We start from the raw sequence: 21,323 nt of genomic DNA, 5'->3' as shown, positions 1-21,323 counted from the left end.
CTCGATTTGCCGCCCGCGTGGGGCGATCCGGCGGCGCTCGAGGAAATCTTCGGCAACCTGATCGATAACGCGCTGCGGCATCTCGATCCGGCGCGGCCCGGTCAGGTGGAAATCGGCGCGGTCGACGCGATCGATGCGGTGGATGAAGGCGACGGCGCGCTCGCGCCGATGTTCGAAAATAACGCGGAAAAATGGGCCGAAGCCAGCGTGGACGGCGCACGTGATGCGTCGCGCATGCCCGGCGGACACACGCGAACCTACTATGTGCGCGACAATGGCGTCGGCATTCCGGCCGCGTATCTGCCGAAGCTTTTTCGCGCTTTTCAGCGTCTGCATGGTGGAGAATCGGCGGGTCAGGGAACCGGGCTCGCGCTCGCGCGCCGCATCGCCGAACGGCATGGCGGGCGCTTGTGGGTCGAGTCGACGGAAGGCGCGGGTTCGACCTTCTTCATCGCGCTGCCCGATGCGCCGATGCGACAGGCATGAGCGCGTTTGAGCAGGGTTGAGCGCCAGGGATCGAGCGATACGCGGTTCACCAGGCGCCCGGAAAAAACAGTAGCAAAATCGACGCTTCAAAAGACGTTTCAATCGAAAACGCATCAGAAAACGGTGGAGAGCGGGATGGCACGCGGGGATCAGACGGGGGCAGGAGCGTCGTCGGCATCGACATCGACGACGGAGGCGGCAACATCGCCGGCGGACAATCCGGCCGCCACGCCGGCTTCGGATGCGGCCGCGGCATCCGCTGCACCGGCCGAGTCGCGGCCGTCGCGCGCGCAGCCGCGCGTGACCTTGCCGGGCGAGCGCGTGAGCATCGTGCTGGTCGAGGACGACGACGGCCACGCCACGCTGGTCGAGCGCAACCTGCGTCGCTCGGGCGTGTCGAACGACTTTCTGCGGTTTCGCGACGGCCAGGAAGCGATCGATTATTTCTTCGGCGCGCCCGAGGGCGAAGCGGCGGGCTATCCGTCGCGCGAGGCGCTGGCGAATTTCGTCGTGCTGCTCGATCTGCGGATGCCGCGCGTCGACGGCTTCGAGGTGCTGCGGCGTCTGAAGGCCGATCCGTCGACGGCGTCGGTGCCCGTGATCGTGCTCACGACCACCGACGATCCGCGCGAGATCGAGCGCTGCTACGAACTGGGCTGCAACGTCTACATCACGAAGCCCGTCGAGTACGACGCCTTTATCGAGGCGGTGCGCCGGCTCGGGTTTTTCCTGCAGGTCGTGAAGCTGCCGCCGGGGCATCGTTTTCCGCGCGCCTGATGGGAGTTGGGGGATGACAAGCTGGAGACTGTTCCAAGGACCGCGACGCGCATGAACGACGAAGCAACGATATTGACGGGCGCGCATGTGCTCGTCGTCGACGATGATGAAGGCATACTGCGCCTCGCGCGCAAATCGCTGGTGCGCGCCGGCGCGCGCGTCGATACCTGCACGAGCGTCGGCGACGCGCGCGACGTGCTCGCGGCGCGCACGCCCGACGTGCTCGTGCTCGACTATCAGCTCGACGGCGCGGAAACCGGCCTCGACTTCTTCCGCCGTCTGCGCGCCGACGACGTGCGCGTGCCGGCCATCCTCGTGACTGGATTCACCGACGAATCGCGCGTGATCGCGGCCTTGCGCGCGGGCGTCTCCGACGTGGTGCCGAAATCCGGCGACTATCTCGACTATCTGCCCGAAGCCGTCGCGCGTGTGCTTTCGCAGGTCGCGCTGCAACGCGACTCCGATCAGGCGCTGTTGCTGCGCGACCGCGAAGCGCATTACCGTACGCTCTCCGAAGCATTGCCACACCTTGTTTTCACCTGCGATGCCAACGGCGACTGCGACTTCCTCTCGAAGCAGTGGTGCGAGTACACGGGTCTCGACGCGAGCGCCTCGCACGCGCTCGCCTGGCTCGATGCCGTGCATCCCGACGACCGCGAAGCCATCGGCAACGCCTGGCTCAAGGCGATCCGCAGCGACAACGGCGAATACCGGCACGAGCTGCGCATTCGCCGCTACGACGGCGCGTATCGCTGGTTCGATGTGCGCATCGTGGCGATGCGCGATCCGCGCGGCGGCATCAACAAATGGTTCGGCAGTTGCACGGACATTCACGCGCAGCGCGAATACAACGAGGAACGCGACCAGTTGCTGGCCTCGGAGCAGGCGGCGCGTCAGGCGGCCGAAGAGGCCAATCGCGCGAAGGATCGTTTTCTGGCGATGCTGTCGCACGAATTGCGCACGCCGCTCACGCCGGTGCTGGCCGGCACGCGTCTGCTCGAACAGATTCCGGGCTTGCCCGACGCCGCGCGCACGGGCGTGCTGATGATTCGCCGCAACATCGAACTCGAGGCGCGTCTGATCGACGATCTGCTCGATCTCACGCGCGTGGCGAACGGCAAGCTGAGCCTCGCGCTCGATGTCGTCGATGTGCATGAAGTGATCGACGCCGTGCTCGATCTGTTCCATAGCGAAATCCAGATCAAGCAGCAGGACGTGCATGTGGAATTGCGCGCGCAGCATCATTACGTGAGCGGCGACCGCGCGCGCATGCAGCAGATGCTCTGGAACCTCGTACGCAACGCGGCGAAGTTCACACCCGACGGCGGCCACATTTTCGTGCGCACGCGCGACGAGCGCATGCATGTGGTGATCGAGGTGGAGGACACCGGCATCGGCATCGCGCCCGAGCAGATCGGCAAGCTCTTTCACGCGTTCGAGCAAGGCAGCCACAACATGACGCGGCAGTTCGGCGGGCTCGGTCTCGGGCTGGCCGTCACGAAGGCGCTGACCGAGGCGCATGGCGGCACGGTCTGCGCGATGAGTCCGGGCACGCATTGCGGCGCGACGTTCACGATCGTGCTGCCGACGGCGGCGCCGAGTGAGGCCGCGGCGCGTCAGGCGGAGCGCGGCGACGCGCATCACGCGGGCGCGCTCGACATCCTGCTGATCGAGGATCACGAGGACACGGCGGAGGTCATGTCGCAATTGATCCGCGCGCTCGGTCACGAAGTGGCGGTGGCGGTCAGCGTGGCGGGCGCGCTCGCGCTTACGGCCACGCGGCGCTTCGATCTGGTGGTTAGCGATATCGGTTTGCCGGACGGCTCGGGCATCGACTTCATCCGCGCGTTCCGCAAGGAGTCGGCGGCGCCCGCGATCGCGCTGACCGGCTTCGGCACCGACGACGACGTGCGCCGCAGCCTCGACGCGGGCTTCACCGCGCATCTCACGAAACCGGTCAACTTCGAGCAGCTCGAACGGCTGATCGAGGAGGCCGTTGTGCATCGCTCAACCGGCGCGAACAGCGCAAACAACACAACCGGCGGCCAATAAAAACACAACCCGCGTGCCATGACGGCGACGCGGGTTGTGTGAGCGTGAATCGACGTGAAGCCGCGTGCAGCGGACTCAAGCGGGCTCAAGCCGCCTCAAGCGGCGTACGTTCAGCGCGGCGTATTTTTCAGCGAATCGCGGATCTCGCGCAGCAGCAGCACGTCTTCCGGCGTGGGCGGCGGTTCGGCCGGCGCGGCCGCTTCCGGCTGGCGCAGCTTGTTGATGAACTTCACCATCAGAAAGATGATGAAAGCCAGAATGATGAAGTTGATCAGCACCGTGATGAAGGAGCCGTAGCCGAACACGGCCACGCCCGCGGTTTGCAGATCTTTATACGAATCGGGATTGCCTTTGTAGGTCGCGGGAATATGCCCGAGACGCACGAACATGTTCGAGAAATCGAGGCCGCCGGTGACGACGCCGATCACCGGCATGATGAGGTCTTTCACGACCGAATTGACGATGCTCGAAAACGCACCGCCGATGATCACGCCGACGGCGAGATCCATCACGTTGCCTTTGACGGCAAATTCCTTGAATTCCTTAATCATGCTCATGAGCGGGCTCTCCTCTGGACGGGGCGGCACAGGCCTGGGGATATAACGACGCGTTGGCGCAATGATAGCGAACGGTCCCGCTATGCGGTAGCAATTTGACAGTTCCTGACATTCGTCTGCTTGCGGGCGTCACGCGGAGTGCGGTAATGCACGCAGCGTGCCCGGACCGTTTTCGCCCGGCGGACTTAGCGCGCGAGGGCGATCTGCTCGTGAAAACGCTGCGGATCGGTGTTGGTGCCGCACAGCAGGACGCCCACGCGCTTGCCTTGCAGCGTCTCGCGCAACGGGCCGTAGAGGCCCGCGAGCGCCGTCGCGCCGGCCGGTTCGACCGCCAGCTTCAATTCGTCGAAGAGGCGGCGCATGGCGGCGCGCAAGGCGTCGTCGGAGACCGTGACGATGCGTTCGAGGTGACGCCGGCACAGCGTGTAGCTGTAGTCCTCCGTATGCGGCGACATCAGCGAATCGGCGATCGAATGCATCTCGGTCATGCGCACCGTGTGGTTGGCGGCGAAGCTGCGGCTCATCACGTCGGCGCCTTCGGGCTCCACGCCGTACACGCGCACGCGCGGATTCGCGAGCCGCAGCGCCGTGGCCACGCCCGCCGCGAGTCCGCCGCCGCCGATCGGCACGATCACGGCGTCGAGGTCGGGCGCCTGCGTCGCCCATTCGTAGCCGAGCGTCGCGGTGCCGAGCACCGTGCGAAAACCGTTGAATGGATGCACGAAATAGCGGCCTTCCTCGGCTTCCACGCGGCGCACGATCTCGAACGCCTCGTTGCTGTCGTTCGCGCGCACGATCTCCGCGCCGAGGTCCCGGCACTGCGCCACGCGCGCCTCGCTCGCGGTGCGAAACAGCACGACCTTCGCGCTGATGCCCAGACGCTTCGCCGCGTACGCGACGGCGATCGCATGATTGCCGCCCGACACGCAGGTCACGCCCGCGCTGCGTTGCGCGGCGTCGAGCGCGAGCAGATGCGTGAACGCGCCGCGTACCTTGAAACTGCCGCTTTCCTGCAGCAGTTCGAACTTGAAGTTGACGAAAGTGCCGTCGAGCGACGGCAGATCGTGGCGGTCGAACACGGGCGTGCGCAGCACCCACGGCGTGAGCGCGAAGTGCTGCGAGGCGATCTCGTCGAGCGAGGGAATGGCTTCGCCGTCGATGGTGCGGTCGGTGGGCAGCGGCGTGGCGGTGGACATGGGCGCGTGTCTCGTCTCGTCTCTCGTCTCGGCTCTCTCGCGTAAGCGGCGGGCGCGCCCGTTATTGCACGCGCGCGTCGACGGAGAGGCCGCGCACCAGCTTGCGCAGGAAACCTTCGCACGCCGCCAGTTGCGCGAGCGAGACGTACTCGTTCGGTTTGTGCGCCTGCTCGATGTCGCCGGGACCGCACACCACGCTCGGAATGCCCGCGCGCGCGAACAGGCCCGCCTCGGTGCCGTAGGCCACCTTGCGGCGCGACTGGTCGGCGGTGAGGGCGCGCACGAGTTGCGTGACGGCGGCCTGCTCGGTGTCGTCGAGACCGGGCGCGGCGGCGATCTTCATGAACTCGATCGCGCCCGCCGGGTTTTCGCGCTGCATCTTCGGCACGAGGGTTTCGCGCGCGTATTGCTCGATGCGCGCGAAGATCGCGTCGGGGTCGAGCGTCGGCAGATTGCGGAACTCGAACGCGAAGCGGCATTCGGCGGGAACCGTGTTGATCGCGTTGCCGCCTTCGATCGTGCTGGTCTGCGCGGTCGTGAAGGGCACGTCGTAGAGCTCGTCGAACGGACCGTTGGCGCGAAAAGCGTCGGCCATGTCGCGGATATAGCAAATCAGGCGCGCCGCGTACTCGATCGCATTGAGACCGCGCGGCGTCAGCGACGAATGCGCCGCGTGACCGCGCACGCAGCACTGATACGCGTTGATGCCCTTGTGCGCCACGATCGGCCGCATGCTGGTCGGTTCGCCGACGATGCAGCCTTCGGGCTTCACGCCGCGCTTCACGAGTTCCTCGATCATCAGCGGCGCGCCCACGCAGCCCACTTCCTCGTCGAACGAGAGCGCGAGGTGCAGCGGTTTGGCGAGCTTCGTCTGCTGGATCTCGGGCACGAGCGCGAGCGCCGCGCCGATAAAGCCTTTCATGTCGCAGGTGCCGCGTCCATAAAGCAGGCCGTCGCGAATCTCGGGCTTGAACGGATCGCTGTCCCATTTCTGGCCGTCGACGGGCACCACGTCGGTGTGGCCGGACAGCACGATGCCGCCGTTCGTCGAGCCGTCGTGCGCGGGCAGCGTGGCGAACAGATTCGCCCATTTGCCGTCGCGGCCGTAGGTGAGCGTCGATTCGATGCCGCGCGCGCGCAGGTCGTCGCGCACGGTCTCGATCAGGCCGAGATTCGGATGGCGGCTGACCGTGTCCATCGACACGAGGCGGGTGACCCAGGGAAGCGAGGCGGGAAGATCGGCGGACGATGCTGCGGACGTTGCAGACGACGAGGAAGACTGCGCTGATTCAGCGGCGATGGTCATGGTGGGCTCCGGCTTGCTGTGGATTCCATCTTACCCAAAAAGAATCCCGCAAGCTAAGGAGCCCGGCGGAGCCCGGCAGCGGCCGGGAAAAGCGGCCCCGTGCCGATAAAGAGAAGGGATGGCGCAGCGCAGCATGTCGCGCCCGCGCTGGCCGCGAGCGCGGGCGCCGCAAAAACCATCACGCGTCTAAGCGCATTTGCGCGCGCCGCGCCCGCCGCTCAGGCCCGCGACGGCGCGCCGAGCGCCCGCAGCGTTTCCTTCACCGTCGCCACGCGCACCGCGAGGTCGGGGCTGCGCGTTTCGATGCGCAGCTTGTCCTGGCCCGCGAGCTTCACGTGCTTGTGCTTCTGCACCATCTCGATGATGCGCATCGCGTCCACGGGCGGATTCGGCACGAACTGCAGGCCGATCACCGCCTCGCCCGCGTCGATCTTCGTAATGCCGAGCGGCTTGGCGGCCAGTCGCAGACGATGCGTCTCGATCAGCGCCTGCGCCTGCGGCGGCATCTTGCCGAAACGGTCGATCAGCTCTTCCTGAATGCCGTCGATCGAATCGTCGTGCTCGCAGTTCGCGAGGCGCTTGTAGAGCGACAGACGCTCCTGCACGTCGCCGCAATAATCGGCGGGCAGGATCGCGGGCGCGTGCAGATTGATCTCGGTGGTCGCCGCGAGCGGCGCGTTGAGATCGGGCTCGCGGCCGTCCTTGAGCGCCTTCACGGCGTCGTTGAGCATGTCCGTATAAAGCTGGAAGCCGATTTCCTGAATCTCGCCCGATTGCTTGTCGCCGAGCACTTCGCCGGTGCCGCGAATCTCCAGATCGTGCATCGCCAGATAGAAGCCTGAGCCGAGTTCCTCCATCTGCTGGATCGCTTCGAGGCGGCGCTGCGCCTGCTTCGTGAGGCCCTGCGGATCGTGCACGAGCAGATACGCGTACGCCTGGTGATGCGAGCGCCCGACGCGGCCGCGCAACTGGTGAAGCTGCGCGAGGCCGAATTTGTCGGAGCGGTGGATCAGGATCGTGTTCGCGCTCGGCACGTCGATGCCGGTCTCGATGATGGTCGTGCAGAGCAGCACGTTCGCGCGCTGCGCCACGAAATCGCGCATCACGGTTTCGAGCTCGCGTTCATGCATCTGGCCGTGCGCCACGGCGATGCGCGCTTCGGGCACCAGCGCTTCGAGCATCGCGCGGCGGTTTTCGATGGTCTCGACTTCGTTATGCAGGAAGTACACCTGGCCGCCGCGCTTGAGTTCGCGCAGCATCGCCTCGCGAATCACGCTGTCTTCCTCGCGGCGCACGAAGGTCTTGATCGCCAGACGTTTTTGCGGCGCCGTCGCGATCACGGAGAAGTCGCGCAGTCCTTCGAGCGCCATGCCGAGCGTGCGCGGGATCGGCGTGGCGGTCAGCGTGAGCACGTCGACTTCGGCGCGCAGCGCCTTGAGCGCTTCCTTCTGGCGCACGCCGAAACGGTGTTCCTCGTCGATGATGACGAGCCCGAGCCGCTTGAACTGCACGTCCGACGAGAGCAGCTTGTGCGTGCCGATCACGATGTCCACGCTGCCGTCGTTGATCTGCTGGATCGCGCTCGACACTTCCTTCGCGCTCTTGAAACGCGAGAGTTCGGCGATGCGCACGGGCCATTCGGAAAAGCGGTCGGTGAAGGTTTGCGTATGCTGTTCCGCGAGCAGCGTGGTGGGCGAAAGGATCGCCACCTGCTTGCCGCCCATCACGGCGATGAAGGCGGCGCGCAGCGCGACTTCGGTCTTGCCGAAACCGACGTCGCCGCAGACGAGGCGGTCCATCGGCTTGCCGCTCGTCATGTCGCCGATCACGGCGGCGATGGCGGCGGCCTGGTCGGGCGTTTCCTCGAAGCCGAAGCTTTCCGCGAATTTCACGTAGTCGCGCGGTTCGAGCGCGAACGCGTGGCCCTCGCGCGCGGCGCGGCGCGCGTAGAGGTTGAGCAGCTCGGCGGCGGTGTCGCGGATCTGCTGCGCGGCCTTGCGGCGCGCCTTTTCCCACTGACCCGAGCCGAGCGCGTGCAGCGGCGCGCTGTCCGGATCGGCGCCGCTGTAGCGCGAGATCACGTGCAGTTGCGACACCGGCACGTAGAGCTTGCTCGCGTTCGCGTATTCGAGGTGCAGGAACTCGGTGTCGCCTTCGCCGAGGTCCATCGTCACGAGACCGTGATAGCGGCCGATGCCGTGCTGCGCGTGCACGACCGGATCGCCCACTTTCAGCTCGGAGAGGTCGCGCACCATCGAATCGACGTTGCTCGCCTGTTCCTGGCGGCGGCGTCCCGCGCGGCGCGCGAGCGGACCGTACAGCTCCGTTTCGGTGATGACGGCGAGTTGCTCGCCGGGCAGCGCGAAGCCGGTCGACAGCGGCGCGACGCCGAGCACGAAGCGCTCGTCGCTTTCGAGCCAGCTCGCGTAGCTGTCCGCCGAGGTGGGGCGCAGGTGATTGTCGGCGAGCAGTTGCGCGATGGTTTCGCGGCGGCCCGCCGATTCCACCGCGAACAGCACGCGGTTTTTCGTGGTGTCGAGATAACTGCGCAGCGTCGCGAGCGGGTCGTCGGCGTGACGGTCGATCGCCAGCGTCGGCAGCGGCACGGCCCAGCCGCCCGCGCTCGCGGCGGGCAGCACGAGGCGGCTGAACGGTTTGGCGAGCGTGAAGAAGTCCTCGTCGCTCAGAAACAGCCGGTGCGGTTCGAGAATCGGCCGCTCGCGATCGTGCGACAGGAAATTGTGGCGCTGCTTCGTGTCGGCGGTGAAGCGGCGGATCGAGGCTTCCAGATCGCCGGAAAACACCAGTTGCGCGTTCGACGGCAGATAGTGGAACAGCGTGGCCGTCTCTTCGAAAAAGAGCGGCAGATAGTATTCGATGCCCGCCGAAGGCACGCCGTTGCCGATGTCCTTGTAGATCGTCGCGCGGCTCGGATCGCCTTCGAACACTTCGCGCCAGCGGCTGCGAAACGCCGTGCGCGAGGCTTCGTCGAACGGAAACTCGCGGCCCGGCAGCAGGCGCACGTCCTTGACCGGATAGAGGCTGCGCTGGCTGTCCGGATCGAACGCGCGGATCGAATCCACCTGATCGTCGAACAGATCGATTCGGTACGGGAGCGGCGAACCCATCGGGAACAGGTCGATCAGCGAGCCGCGCACGCAGTATTCGCCGGGCCGCACGACCTGGCTCACGTGCTCGTAGCCCGCCAGCGTCAGTTGCGACTTGAGCTTCGCTTCGTCGAGGCGCTCGCCCTGGGTGAACGAAAACGTGTAGGCCGCGAGGAACGAGGCGGGCGGCATGCGATAGAGCGCCGTCGTGGCCGGCACGAGCAGGATGTCGCAACGGCCTTCGCCGAGGTCGTGCAGCGTCGCGAGGCGCTCGGAGACGAGATCCTGGTGCGGCGAGAACGTGTCGTACGGCAGCGTTTCCCAGTCGGGCAGCAGGCGCACGCGCGCCTCGGGCGCGAAGAACGGGATTTCCTGCGCGAGGCGCTGGGCGTCGACGGCGCTCGCGCAGATCACGGCGAGGAGCGGCGCGCTGGCGCGGGAGGCTTCGCGGTAGCGGGCGATCAGCAGCGCGTCGGACGAACCGTGGGTGCCGTCGAACGAGAAGCGCTGCCCGGGCTTGACGACGGCAACCGGTGACGAAGACGTGGACGGTGACTGCGAGGATGCGGCGATATCGGACATAGAGGCAACAGGTTGGCTTCGCGATGCGGGCCGGACTCCAAAAAAAGTCACGGGCGCGCGCGAGGCGGAGAGCATGCGATCCGGGGTTGACAGTTAATCGTAACGTTAGCGTAAGGTTCGCGCGCGCGCCAAGGCCCGCTGCGGGCCGCATGCGGGCGGCTCGCATCGGGCGCCGGCGCGGCCCGCACGTCGTCTGCACGTCGCTTTCGAAGGGCTGCCGTCGCGCCCGCCAGGCCGCCGCGCGCGTGCAGATTGCGGGCGATGGCCGTGCGGACAAAGGACCTATTATAAAATCCGTCCTTTACTTTGACTCATGCGGCTCGCGACACCGTGACCTCACGCCTTTTTGCCTTGATCCCCTGCGCCGGAACCGGCAGCCGTTCGGGATCGGCCATGCCCAAACAATATCGAATGGTCGCCGGACGCGAACTCCTGCACTATACGCTGGCCGCCTTCGATGCCTGCTCCGAGTTCACCCAGACGCTGGTGGTGATTTCCCCTGACGATACCCATTTCGACGCCCGCCGCTTCAGCGGCCTGCGCTTCGCCGTGCGCCGTAACGGCGGGGCGTCGCGCCAGGCGTCGGTGTTCAACGGACTCGCCGCGCTCGAAGAGTTCGGCGCCACCGACGACGACTGGGTGCTCGTGCACGACGCCGCGCGCCCCGGCATCACGCCCGCGCTGATCCGCTCGCTCGTCGAGGCGCTCAAGGACGATCCGGTCGGCGGCATCATGGCGCTGCCGGTCGCCGACACGCTCAAGCGCGTCGCGCCCCATCACGTGCCGGGCGGCCCGCGTATCGAGCGCACCGAATCGCGCGACGGACTCTGGCAGGCGCAGACGCCGCAGATGTTCCGCATCGGCATGCTGCGCACCGCTATCGAGCGCGCGCAGCAGGACGGCCACGATCTCACCGACGAAGCCAGCGCGATCGAATGGCTCGGCCATTCGCCGCGCCTCGTGCAGGGCAGCTTGCGCAACTTCAAGGTGACGTACCCCGAAGACTTCGCGCTCGCCGAAGCTATCCTCAGTCACAGCAGCAACCGGCCTGCGGGCGCCTGACGGCGCGCCGCGCCTCACCACACGGAAACACACATGGATATCAGAATCGGACAAGGCTACGACGTGCACGCACTGGTCCCGGGACGCCCGCTCGTGATCGGCGGCGTGACCGTGCCGTACGATCGCGGCCTGCTCGGCCACTCGGACGCCGACGTGCTGCTGCACGCCATCACCGATGCGCTGTTCGGCGCCGCCGCGCTCGGCGACATCGGCCGTCATTTCCCCGACACCGACAAGCAGTTCTACGGCGCGAACAGCCGCGTGCTGCTGCGCGAATGCCTGCGTCGCGTGGAAGAAGCGGGTTTCAAGCTCGTGAACGTCGACAGCACGGTGATCGCCCAGGCACCCAAGCTTTCGCCGCATATCGACGCCATGCGCGCGTGCATCGCGGAAGATCTCAATCTGCCGCTCGATCGCGTAAACGTGAAGGCAAAAACCAATGAGAAGCTCGGCTATCTCGGCCGCAGCGAAGGTATCGAAGCGCAAGCGGCGGTGCTGCTCACGCGCGCTTGAAACGCTTGAGTCGCTGTTTGACCCCTTGAAACAAGGGCTTTTCTGAACGGCGCACACGCTTGAGTCACGCTGCGCAAGCGTCGTGCCGCGAAAGCGTTCAACTGCATGCGCAGGCCGCGTGCCTGCTGCGCATCCGGGGCGGTGGTTGCATCTGCAATCATCGCCCCGTGCTTTTCTTGCCGATTACTTTTCGTTTTTGTCGCCTTATGCTGATGGCGTAACCGGAAACGGAAAGGGCAATGACGGTACTCGAAAGACGCGTGAAAGGCCTCGACGGTCTCCGGGCGCTGGCCGTGATGCTGGTGTTCCTCTCGCACAAGGCGCATCTCGATGCGATTGACGCGGGCAAGATCGGTGTGTGGCTTTTCTTTCTGATCAGCGGCTATCTGATCATCGGTGAGCTGCATCGCAACCGGCTGCGCGTCGAAGGGCAGGGCGCGCGTCGCGACGCCGTGCTGTATGTATTTTTCGTGAAGCGCGCGCTGCGGATTTTTCCGGTTTATTACTTGCTGCTGATCGCGTTGACGATCGCGCACGCATGGTTCTATCAGCGCGATGTCGAACTCGGCCTCGCGTGGCATTTCGTATTCCTGTCTAATTTCTGGATCGGCGTGGTGCACGACGGCTGGCCCGGCACGGTCTCGCATTTCTGGAGTCTCGCGGTCGAGCAGCAGTTCTATCTGATCGCGCCGTTCGTGCTGTTGTTCACGCGCGCGTCGCGGCATCTGGGAATCTGTATCGGCATGATCGGGGCGGCTGCGCTCGCGCATCTGGCGCTTTACGCGACGGGTGCGATCGAGCCGCTGGTTTACGCGTTTTCGCCGTGGAATTTCGCGCTGCTCGCGCTGGGCGGCGCGCTTGCGATCGGCGGCGAGCGTGTGCTGATCGACGGTCCGGTGCCGCGCGCGGCATGGTTCGCGCTGGCGTTCGCGAGCCTCGCGGTGTTCGCGTTCGCGCGCGCCGACTGCGAGACCTGCGAAGCGACGCAGCGCGCGCTGCTGCCGGGTCTGCTCGATATCGGCTTGGCGATGTCGCTGGGCGCGGTGTTTCTGTGGATCGTGCGCGCGCAGGACAGCGTGCTGGTGGCTGCGCTCGAAGCGAAGCCGCTCGCGTATCTCGGCACGATCAGCTACGGCTTCTATCTGTTCCACAATCTCGTGCCGTCGCGTCTGGGCGACGCGCCCGTGCTCTATACGCGGCTCGGCCTGCCGCCGCTCGCGCAGGACGCGCTGGCGCTCGGCGTGCAGTTCGCGCTATCCGTGTTGCTCGCGCATCTGTCGTGGCGTCTGCTGGAAAAGCGCGTGCTCGAATGGAAGGAGCCGCTGGCCGGGGCGATCCGCGAACGCCTGCCGGCGCGTGCGGCCGCCGGCCCCACCTGATTCAGTGCTGGAGACCACCCCGGGCAAACCGACGACGCCGCTCAGAGCGTCGCGCCGCCCACCTCGCGACCGCTCGGGCACAGCTCGCCGGTTTGCAGCGCGTCGAGCACGCGCAGCACTTCGTCGGCGCTGCGCCCGACGCTGAGCGTGTTGACGCTCACGTACTGGATCGTGTTGTCCGGATCGACGATGAACGTCGCGCGCAGCGCCACGCCCGCTTCCTTGTCGCGGATGCCGAGCTGATCGATCAGCTCGCCTTTCACATCGCCGAACGCATAGTGGTTCAGGCGGTCGAGATCCTTGTTCTCGCGCCGCCACGCGAGCTTCACGTATTCGTTGTCGCAACTGCCGCCGAGCAGCACGGTTTCGCGATCCTCGAATTCCTTCTGAAGCCGCGCGAACGCGACGATCTCGGTCGGGCAGATCACGGTGAAATCCTTCGGATAGAAGTAGATGACTTTCCACTTGTCCGAGAAACTCTGCTCGGTGATTTCCTGAAACGCCGATTCGCCGTTTTCTTCCGGCAAATTGAAGCCCGGTTTGGCGGCCGTGACGGTGAAGGCTTCGAGTTTGTCGCCGATGGTTTTCATGTCGCTGCTCCCCTGGATCGAGACGGGCAAGAACGCCTGCGCGCATGACGCGCGCGGCCCATCGTCAGATTGTGGCAGGGGAAGCCGGTGTGTGCCGCGACGGTGCGCCGCGGCGCGCGCGTGCGTTGATCCGCGCCCGTGCAGGCGCGAATCAACGAGCGTGAATCGACAGGAAGAAGTGTGGAGAAAGCGCCTCAGGCGCCTTTGGCGAGCGGAAACTCGATCGTGACTTCGAGGCCGGGGCCGGGCGCGCGGTTGCGCAGACGCAGCGCGCCGCGATAACGGCTCACGAGACGCTGGACGATGGCCATGCCGAGGCCGGTGCCGTTGGCCTGCGTCCGGGCGCTGTCGACGCGATAGAACGGCCGCGTGACGAGCGCCAGCTGATCCTCGGGAATGCCGGGGCCTTCGTCGACCACCGAAAGCTCCACGCGCGAGTGCGAAACCCGCGTTTCCAGCATGATGTGAGGAATGCCGTCGGAATCGCTTGCACCATATTTGCGCGCGTTTTCGATCAGGTTGCCGACAATGCGGCGCATGTCGGTGTCGTCGGCTTCGACCATGGCCGTGGGCGCGAGACGCGTGATCAGGCGCACGCCGTCCTCGGTGGCCAGGCGCGCCGCCATCTCGCTCGCGATCACCGACAGATCGACGCGCTCGGTCATGCGCTGCACGGGCCGCGCATAGTCGAGGAAGCGCCCGATGATCATGTCCATCTGCTCGATGTCGTCGATCATCGCGTCCTTCGTCGTCTGGTCGGACGGGCTCATCTCCGTCTCCAGCCGTAATCGCGCGAGCGGCGTGCGCAGATCGTGCGAGATGCCCGCGAGCATCAGCGCCCGATCGGCCTCTAGCTGTTCGAGGTCGCGCACCATCTGGTTGAACGAGCGGTTGGTTTCCGCCGCCACGCCCATGCCGCTTTCGGGCAAGGGCGAGGGCGACTGGCCGGAGCCGACCATGCGCGCGGACATCGCGAGCCGCGCGAACGGGCGGTTCACGAGACTCGTGATGAACGCCGCGCCGAACAGCGACAGCGCGAGCGCGGAAATGCCCCAGCCGACCCACTGCAGGCCGGTGACGTTGTCGAGCTGGTCGCGGTCGAGCGCCACCCAGTAGTCGTCGTCGTCGATCTTGAAGCTGATCCACACGCCCGGGATGTCGTTGACCGACTGGGCGATCACCGTGTCGTCGCCAAGACGGCCGCGGATGTCGTGCTCGATCAGACGATTGAGCGATTCGTCGGGCTGCAGCTTGTATTTGTCCGTGGTCTCGCGCGGATACACGCGCACGCCCTCATTACTCTCCAGATCCTGCAGCAGCGCGCGGCGCAGATCGGGATCGGAGTAGAGGAGCGCGGTGCGCGTGAGCTTGACCACGGCGACGAGCTGAAGCGCCACGCGCTGGGCGCGTGGCTCCCGCTCGATCACGCGAAAGCTCTGGAACCATGCCGCAAGACTGACCGCGATGAGAAGCGCGATCAGCAGGAAGGTGCGCCAGAACAGGTCGCCGAACGCAAGCGTCAGCAGACGCCGGTCAATCCGCATGAACCCTTCCCGTCAACAGAGGTCGTGCAGGCAATGAGACGCCATCCATCCTGTATCAGGCAGCGCCGTCGGGGATGAACACGTAGCCGAGGCCCCAGACCGTCTGGATGAAGCGCGGGCTGCCCGGATCGGGCTCGATCAGCTTGCGCAGACGCGAGATCTGCACGTCGAGGCTGCGGTCGAACACTTCGTATTCGCGGCCGCGTGCGAGCTCCATGAGCTTTTCGCGCGAGAGCGGCTGGCGCGGATGACGCGCGAACACCTTGAGCACGGAGAATTCGCCCGTGGTGAGCGGAATTTCCTGGCCGGCCTTGGTGAGCGTGCGGGTGGCGAGGTTCAGCGCGAATTCGCCGAACTCGAACACCTCGGTGGTTTCCGACGGCGCGCCCGGCAGTTCGGACGGCGCCTGGCGGCGCAGCACGGCGTGAATGCGGGCGACCAGCTCGCGCGGATTGAAGGGCTTCGGCAGATAGTCGTCCGCGCCCATTTCGAGACCGACGATGCGGTCGACGTCTTCGCCCTTGGCCGTGAGCATGATGATAGGCGTACGGTCGTTGCTGCCGCGCAGGCGGCGGCAGATCGACAGGCCGTCTTCGCCTGGCAGCATCAGGTCGAGCACCAGCAGGTCGAAGCGTTCACGCACCCACAGCTTGTTCATGGCGGGGGCGTTTTCCGCAACGTATACGTTGAAACCCTGCTCGCCGAGGTAGCGGCGCAGCAGGTCACGCAGTCGGGGGTCGTCGTCGACCACGAGAATTTTGGACGGGTTCTTGGTTTCCATGCCTGGCATCTTAGCGCGATTGGGTTGCAGTGCGAGATTGCACCGATTAACGGGTTACAGTCAGTTACAAAATTTACCCGTGCTGTGCTACGGCATCAAGCACTGACAGATAGACTTCTTTACGTTGAGCGGCCATTCGGTAGATACTTCATTCGATTTTGAACCAGTGCCCGTGTTGAACTGGGTCCGAACAATGCAATCGAGGTAGCCGTTTGCCGCGTCAAGAAGGGAAAAAAACGATGGGAGGGGTCAGGCCGACAATGCGCCACACCATGATTGCTCTGGCGTTGGCCAGCGGCGTCGTGGCTGCATTGGATGCGGCGCCGGCTTGCGCCCAGCCCTTCGGTGACGGGCCCGGCGCGGCCCGCTACGGCGGCAGGCCGCCCATTCGTCGGGTGCGCAACGACATGCCGCCTCGTCCTGCTTCGGACATCAATCAGCGCAACGCCGTTCCTCCCGATCTCGATCAGCGCCGCCGTGACGGTCACATGACGCCCGACGAGCGGCGCCTGCTGCGCCAGCACATCGAAGACGCCGTCCGCGAACTCTACAAGCGCTAAACGCATTTCGCCACGTCGCGCGTGTTGCGTTGTATTGTCCGCCACGTCATCCGTTGCTGTCGCGCTGATCCCATCTTTCATCATTCGCTGCCTTTCAGCTGTTACGCGTTGTTTCCCGCGGTTTCCTGTTGTTTCGTTCCGTTTCTTGCCGCCTCCTGCCGCCAGGCCATTCAGTGCGTTTCGCGCTTCTCGCGGCGCTGAAAAATTCCGTTTCAAAATCGTTTGCGCCTGAGCGGTCCGCTTCGTCAACAGCGCGCCCGCTCCACTCGTTATGCCGGTACATTCACCAGGTTCGCGCGTGAACGGTGCCGGTGGTCTGCTCGACCGGTCGTTGCGCGTCCCCCGAAACCCAGGGCGCCATGAAAAGCTTCTTGCCGGTGTTCCCGCCGCGCCGCGCGGCCAGCGATGTGAGTCATGCGCGCGACGCGAGCGATGCAGTCGACGTCAGCGCCTCCGTTCGAGGATCGACGGATAAGCCTGCCGCCACGCGCGCCGCGTTCTTCACGCTGACGTTTGCGTCGGCGCTCGGCGCGTGGTCCCGACGCGCTTCCGCGCAATCCACCGCAGACGCAATCAGCGCGACGAAACCCGAACCGCCGCGCCACGCGTCACATGTTTCGCGCGTGCATCGCCATGCATCCGTGGCGTCATCGGACAAGGCTTCGTCCGCCGAAACCGAACTGCTCGACGCCGACGACGCGAGGCATCTGCTGATCCGCACGGGCTTCGCACCGGCCGGCGCCGATCTCGCGCCTTACGTCGGCCTCACGCGCGCCGAAGCCGTGGACCGCGTGCTGGCGACCGCCCGCACCGACGCCGTCACGCCGCTGCCCGCCTGGTGCGCCGATCCGCTGCCGACGCGCGCCGAACGCAGCGCCTGGACGCCCGATCAGCGCCGCGACGCACAACGCGCGCGCGGCCGGCATTACGACGAACTGCGAGCGTGGTGGATGGGCGAGATGCTCGTCACGCCGTCGCCGATCACGGAGCGCATGACGCTGTTCTGGCACAACCATTTCACGTCAGGGCAGGACAAGGTGCCGGAGCCGCAGATGATGGCCCAGCAAAATTCGCTCCTGAGGCGCAACGCGCTCGGCAATTTCGCGACGATGCTGCACGAGGTGGCGAAAGATCCGGCGATGCTGCTCTATCTCGATGGCGCGAGCAATCGCAAGGGCAAGCCGAACGAGAACTTCGCGCGCGAGGTGATGGAGCTGTTCACGCTCGGCGAAGGGCAGTACACGCAGCAGGACGTCGCCGAGGCGGCGCGCGCCTACACGGGCTGGGCCGTCGATCCCGATACCGGGCAATTCGTTTCGCGGCCCGCGCAGCACGACGACGGCGTGAAGACCGTGCTCGGCCACAGCGGCTCGTTCGACGGCGACGCGATGCTCGACATTCTGCTCGGCGAGCCACAGACGGCGCATTTCGTGACGGCGAAAATGTGGCGCGAGTTCGTGTCCGACACGCCCGATGCCGCGCAGCTCGACAACATAGCGGCGCATTTTCGCGCGAGTCGTTACGATATTTCCGCTGCGTTGCGCGCCTTGCTGCTAACGCCTGCGTTCTGGGACGAGCGCAATCGCGGCGTGCTGGTCAGTTCGCCGGTGACGTTCATCGTCGGCACGATTCGGCGCTTCGGCGTGACGTATGGCGACGCCGCGCCGTTCGCGCGTACCTCGGCGGCGCTCGGCGAGAATCTGTTTTATCCGCCTAATGTGAAGGGCTGGCCCGGCGGCGCGGCGTGGATCAACAGTTCGACGTTGCTTGCGCGCAAGCAGTTCGTCGAGCAGCTGTTTCGCGCGACCGAAGCGGCGCGTCCGCGTATGGCCGCGGCGATGACGAAGACCGCCGCGAAAGCGCCGCCGCGCGCGCAAGGCGGCATGCGTTTCGATCTCGACGGCTGGCTCGCGCGTTACGGCGTGAGCGCGAGCGACAAGCCCGATCTCTCGCAGCAATTGCAGATGCAGCATGCCGTGCTGCCGCTCGCGCCCGTCGACGCCATCGCGGCGGGCAGCAGTGCGCAGGCATATCTCCAGGCACTCCTGATGGATCCCGTGTATCAGCTCACTTGAGCGCGCCTCGAAACGAAGACGGACGATGACATCGACGAACGAAGCAATTCACCGCAGCACGCACAACAACAGCGCCGCCGCGAAGCGGCGCATCGACGAGCGAGGCATGGCATGAAGCGACGCGATTTTCTGGCTGCGGCGGCCGCGGCGACGGCGACAGGCGCGGCGTCGTGGTTGCCCGAGAGCGTCCGCGCACAAACGCTCGCCGCGCCCGCGCAGCCGCGTGCGAACGGCTACGAGAATCTGCTGATCCTCGTCGAGCTGAAGGGCGGCAATGACGGCTTGAACACCGTCGTGCCGTACGCCGATCCGCTCTATGCGCGTTATCGCAGCACCATTGGCGTGCGTCGCGGCGACGCGATCCAGCTCGACGAACGCACCGCGCTGCATCCCGCGCTTGCGCCGCTTTTGCCGATGTGGCGCGCTCACGAACTCGCGATCGTGCAGGGCGTGAGCTACGCGCAGCCGAACCTCTCGCATTTTCGCTCGATCGAGATCTGGGATACGGCGTCGCGCTCCGATCAATATCTGCGCGAAGGCTGGCTCACGCGTGCGTTCGCGACTACGCCCGTGCCGAAGGGTTTCGCCGCCGACGGTCTGGTGCTCGGCAGCGCCGAGATGGGGCCGCTCGCGAACGGCGCGCGCGCCATTGCGCTCGTGAATCCGGCGCAGTTTGCGCGCGCTTCGCGGCTCGTGACGCCGGTCGCGCTTCAGGAGCGCAATCCGGCGCTCGCGCACATACTCGATGTGGAAAACGACATCGTGCATGCGGCCGATCAGTTGCGGCCGCGGCCCGGTGAATATGCGTTGAAGACGGCGTTTCCGGCGGGCGCGTTCGGCGCGTCGGTGAAGACGGCGATGCAGGCGCTGGCGTCCGGCGATACGGCGCAAGGCGCGCCGGTGCAGGGCGACGGCGTCGCGGTCATCCGCCTCACGCTCAATGGTTTCGATACGCACGAGAACCAGCCCGAACGACACGCGGAGTTGTTGCGCCAGTTCGCGGCGGGCATGGTCGCGATGCGTTCGGCGCTGATCGAAATGGGGCGTTGGGATCGCACGCTGATCGCCACGTATGCCGAGTTCGGCCGGCGCGTGCGCGAGAACCAGAGTCGCGGCACCGATCATGGCACGGCGTCGGTGCATTTCGTGGCGGGCGGGCGCGTCGCGGGCGGGCTATACGGCGAGGCGCCGGCGCTCGCGCGTCTGGATGGCAACGGCAATCTGCCCGTGGCCGTCGACTTCCGGCAGATCTACGCGACGGTGCTGAACGGATGGTGGGGACTCGACGCCGCCTCGGTCTTGCAGCAGCGCTTCGAGCCGTTGCCGTTGTTGCGCGCTTGAAGTTGCTCGACGTCGCGCGATAGTGAAAGCGGCGCGCTTTGCGGCGCTTTCAGTTACGTCGTGCCGCGCGCCACGCGATCCAGAGCTTGCGGATCGGCGTGAGCGCAATGTGCTGATGCAGCACCTGAAAGTCTTCGCGTTCCACTTCGTCCAGCAGCGCGAGTTCGAGCGCGGCGAGTGCGCGCAGCGCACGCTGCGGTTTGCGTTCGGCGGCGGGAATCGCGTCGAGCGCGGCCTGCAGCGCTTCGCGCGCACGCCCGGTCTGGAACTGCATCAGCTCGGTGAATTCGGCGCTGTAGCGGCGGTTGATCAGATCGGCGGCGGTCACGTTGTAGCGCTGCAATTCGTCGATCGGCACGTAGATGCGGCCATGACGCGCGTCGTTGCCGATCTCCGGCACGAACTGCGCGAGCGTCAGCGCATTGCCGAGCGGCGCGGCCCAGCGTGCGGCCGACTCGCGTTCCTGCGGCGTGCGCGCGCAGGCCTGCGCGACGAGCGTGGCGAACGTGCCGCCCACGCCGTCGATATAGCGGCGCAGATTCGGCATGTCGAGATAGCGGGCCTGCTCGAAATCCATCTCGAAGCCGGCGAGCAATTGCTGCAACAGCGGATAGAGGCTCGCGGGATCGTCGAGATGCGCGGCGAGCGCTTTCGTGACCGGATGCGAGGCATTGCCTGCCGCCAGCGCGGCGAGTTCCTTCTGCCACCAGGCGAGCTTCGTGCGGCCCACGGTCGGGTCGCTCGTTTCCTTGGCGGTTTCCTCGAGTTCGCGGCGCAGGGCGAACAGGGCGGCAAGGAGCGGCTGGCGCGCGGCGCTCGCCTGGCGCAGCGCGTAGTACGTGCTCGATCCGGGTGGGGCCGCCTTTTGCAGGCAGTAATCGTCGAAATTCACGGCGTTCGGGGCGTGGGGAGGCGCGGCGCTGTCGCTGCCCGGCTGAATCGTTCAGCGAGGTCGGCGGTGGGGCATAGAGCCGCGGAGCGGCGATTCTAGCACCGGCCTGTTTTTCGGGCCGCGGGCGCACCGGTCGCCGCCCGTCCGCCGTCCGTCGAGCGAGGAAAGGGCGCAATCCGCCCCGCACGGCAAGTTGCAGACAAGCGCAATTCAATCGGTTAGAATCTCGCGCTTGCGCGTTCGCGGCGGCTTATCCCTCTGTGATTCCGGCCGCGCAGCGCGCCCAGGCAGGTCCGTATTGCATTCGATGCACGCGATGGTTCTCACAGTTCCCACTCGCAGCGGTCTCGCCAGCAGCATTCGCGTGAGTGGCGAAATTGGTAGACGCACCAGGTTTAGGTCCTGACGCCCGCAAGGGTGTGCCGGTTCGAGTCCGGCCTCACGCACCAAAGACAAAGGCCACGTACCTCAACGGTACGTGGCCTTTTTTCTTGCGCCAATCAGCCTGTAATCAGCCCGAATT

17 protein-coding genes and 1 tRNA gene are annotated in these 21,323 nt (G+C 66.0%); 10 read left to right on the top strand and 8 right to left on the bottom strand.

Translation table 11 applies throughout. From position 1 onward, the window contains the following. From G3N97_RS15915 to G3N97_RS15905, 3 genes are all read left to right on the top strand, one after another. The coding region (locus G3N97_RS15915; protein ID WP_241030613.1) for an ATP-binding protein at positions 1-486 on the top strand (486 nt) is incomplete at its 5' end. A 306-nt stretch (positions 487-792) separates the two neighbouring features. After that, positions 793-1,263: a response regulator gene (locus G3N97_RS15910; RefSeq protein ID WP_241030615.1), complete on the top strand. Its 471-nt coding sequence runs from the start codon at positions 793-795 to the stop codon at positions 1,261-1,263. 51 nt (positions 1,264-1,314) lie between these two features. After that, positions 1,315-3,315 carry a response regulator gene (locus G3N97_RS15905; RefSeq protein WP_205994102.1) on the top strand — a complete coding sequence of 667 codons (2,001 nt, stop codon included), beginning with the start codon at positions 1,315-1,317 and terminating at the stop codon, positions 3,313-3,315. Positions 3,316-3,425: 110 nt separating this feature from the next. On the opposite strand, the gene mscL is transcribed toward G3N97_RS15905, so the two are convergent. The 4 genes from mscL to mfd all read right to left on the bottom strand — a co-directional run bounded on the left by mscL (position 3,426) and on the right by mfd (position 10,063). Beyond that, positions 3,426-3,872, bottom strand: coding sequence for a large conductance mechanosensitive channel protein MscL (mscL, locus tag G3N97_RS15900; RefSeq protein ID WP_065065567.1), 447 nt, complete (start codon positions 3,870-3,872; stop codon positions 3,426-3,428). A 185-nt stretch (positions 3,873-4,057) separates the two neighbouring features. Next, positions 4,058-5,068 (bottom strand): threonine/serine dehydratase, encoded by a 1,011-nt coding sequence (locus G3N97_RS15895; protein WP_205994101.1) that lies wholly within the window; start codon positions 5,066-5,068, stop codon positions 4,058-4,060. 61 nt (positions 5,069-5,129) lie between these two features. Further along, on the bottom strand, positions 5,130-6,374 hold the full coding sequence (argE, locus tag G3N97_RS15890) for an acetylornithine deacetylase (protein ID WP_205994100.1): 1,245 nt from the start codon (positions 6,372-6,374) through the stop codon (positions 5,130-5,132). 218 nt (positions 6,375-6,592) lie between these two features. Continuing rightward, positions 6,593-10,063, bottom strand: a complete 3,471-nt coding sequence (gene mfd, locus G3N97_RS15885) for a transcription-repair coupling factor (RefSeq protein ID WP_205994099.1) — start codon at positions 10,061-10,063, stop codon at positions 6,593-6,595. A gap of 330 nt (positions 10,064-10,393) precedes the next feature. On the opposite strand from mfd, the gene ispD reads away from it, so the two are divergent. The 3 genes from ispD to G3N97_RS15870 all read left to right on the top strand — a co-directional run bounded on the left by ispD (position 10,394) and on the right by G3N97_RS15870 (position 13,017). Continuing rightward, complete coding sequence (ispD, locus tag G3N97_RS15880; protein WP_065065563.1) at positions 10,394-11,125, top strand: 2-C-methyl-D-erythritol 4-phosphate cytidylyltransferase; 732 nt, start codon at positions 10,394-10,396, stop codon at positions 11,123-11,125. A gap of 33 nt (positions 11,126-11,158) precedes the next feature. Further along, the gene (gene ispF, locus G3N97_RS15875) at positions 11,159-11,638 is read left to right on the top strand and encodes a 2-C-methyl-D-erythritol 2,4-cyclodiphosphate synthase (protein ID WP_110329023.1); all 480 of its coding nucleotides are present in this window, start codon (positions 11,159-11,161) and stop codon (positions 11,636-11,638) included. Positions 11,639-11,877: 239 nt separating this feature from the next. Next, entirely contained in the window at positions 11,878-13,017 is a 1,140-nt protein-coding gene (locus G3N97_RS15870; RefSeq protein ID WP_205994098.1) for an acyltransferase, read from the top strand. Positions 13,018-13,058: 41 nt separating this feature from the next. On the opposite strand, the gene G3N97_RS15865 is transcribed toward G3N97_RS15870, so the two are convergent. The 3 genes from G3N97_RS15865 to ompR form a co-directional block, all read right to left on the bottom strand. Then, on the bottom strand, positions 13,059-13,607 hold the full coding sequence (locus tag G3N97_RS15865) for a peroxiredoxin (RefSeq protein ID WP_205994097.1): 549 nt from the start codon (positions 13,605-13,607) through the stop codon (positions 13,059-13,061). A gap of 194 nt (positions 13,608-13,801) precedes the next feature. Then, a complete protein-coding gene (locus G3N97_RS15860) occupies positions 13,802-15,151 on the bottom strand; it encodes an ATP-binding protein (RefSeq protein ID WP_205994096.1) in 1,350 nt (449 codons plus the stop codon). 55 nt (positions 15,152-15,206) lie between these two features. After that, the gene (gene ompR, locus G3N97_RS15855; protein ID WP_035514479.1) at positions 15,207-15,932 is read right to left on the bottom strand and encodes a two-component system response regulator OmpR; all 726 of its coding nucleotides are present in this window, start codon (positions 15,930-15,932) and stop codon (positions 15,207-15,209) included. 272 nt (positions 15,933-16,204) lie between these two features. Between ompR and G3N97_RS15850 the strand changes: the two genes are divergently transcribed. The 3 genes from G3N97_RS15850 (at position 16,205) to G3N97_RS15840 (ending at position 19,908) form a co-directional block, all read left to right on the top strand. After that, positions 16,205-16,492, top strand: coding sequence for a hypothetical protein (locus tag G3N97_RS15850; protein ID WP_241030612.1), 288 nt, complete (start codon positions 16,205-16,207; stop codon positions 16,490-16,492). A 359-nt stretch (positions 16,493-16,851) separates the two neighbouring features. After that, positions 16,852-18,567: a DUF1800 domain-containing protein gene (locus G3N97_RS15845; protein ID WP_205994094.1), complete on the top strand. Its 1,716-nt coding sequence runs from the start codon at positions 16,852-16,854 to the stop codon at positions 18,565-18,567. Positions 18,568-18,678: 111 nt separating this feature from the next. Further along, positions 18,679-19,908 carry a DUF1501 domain-containing protein gene (locus G3N97_RS15840; RefSeq protein ID WP_205994093.1) on the top strand — a complete coding sequence of 410 codons (1,230 nt, stop codon included), beginning with the start codon at positions 18,679-18,681 and terminating at the stop codon, positions 19,906-19,908. Positions 19,909-19,957: 49 nt separating this feature from the next. On the opposite strand, the gene G3N97_RS15835 is transcribed toward G3N97_RS15840, so the two are convergent. Then, the gene (locus tag G3N97_RS15835) at positions 19,958-20,800 is read right to left on the bottom strand and encodes a squalene/phytoene synthase family protein (protein ID WP_205994092.1); all 843 of its coding nucleotides are present in this window, start codon (positions 20,798-20,800) and stop codon (positions 19,958-19,960) included. 362 nt (positions 20,801-21,162) lie between these two features. Between G3N97_RS15835 and G3N97_RS15830 the strand changes: the two genes are divergently transcribed. Continuing rightward, positions 21,163-21,249, top strand: a tRNA-Leu gene (locus G3N97_RS15830). Positions 21,250-21,323: the final 74 nt, after the last annotated feature.

Source organism: Paraburkholderia sp. Ac-20347 (assembly GCF_017104805.1).
GTDB classification, from domain to species: domain Bacteria; phylum Pseudomonadota; class Gammaproteobacteria; order Burkholderiales; family Burkholderiaceae; genus Paraburkholderia; species Paraburkholderia tropica.
The sequence above is the reverse complement of the archived record's forward strand: the minus strand, read 5'-3'. Positions and strand labels throughout refer to the sequence as shown.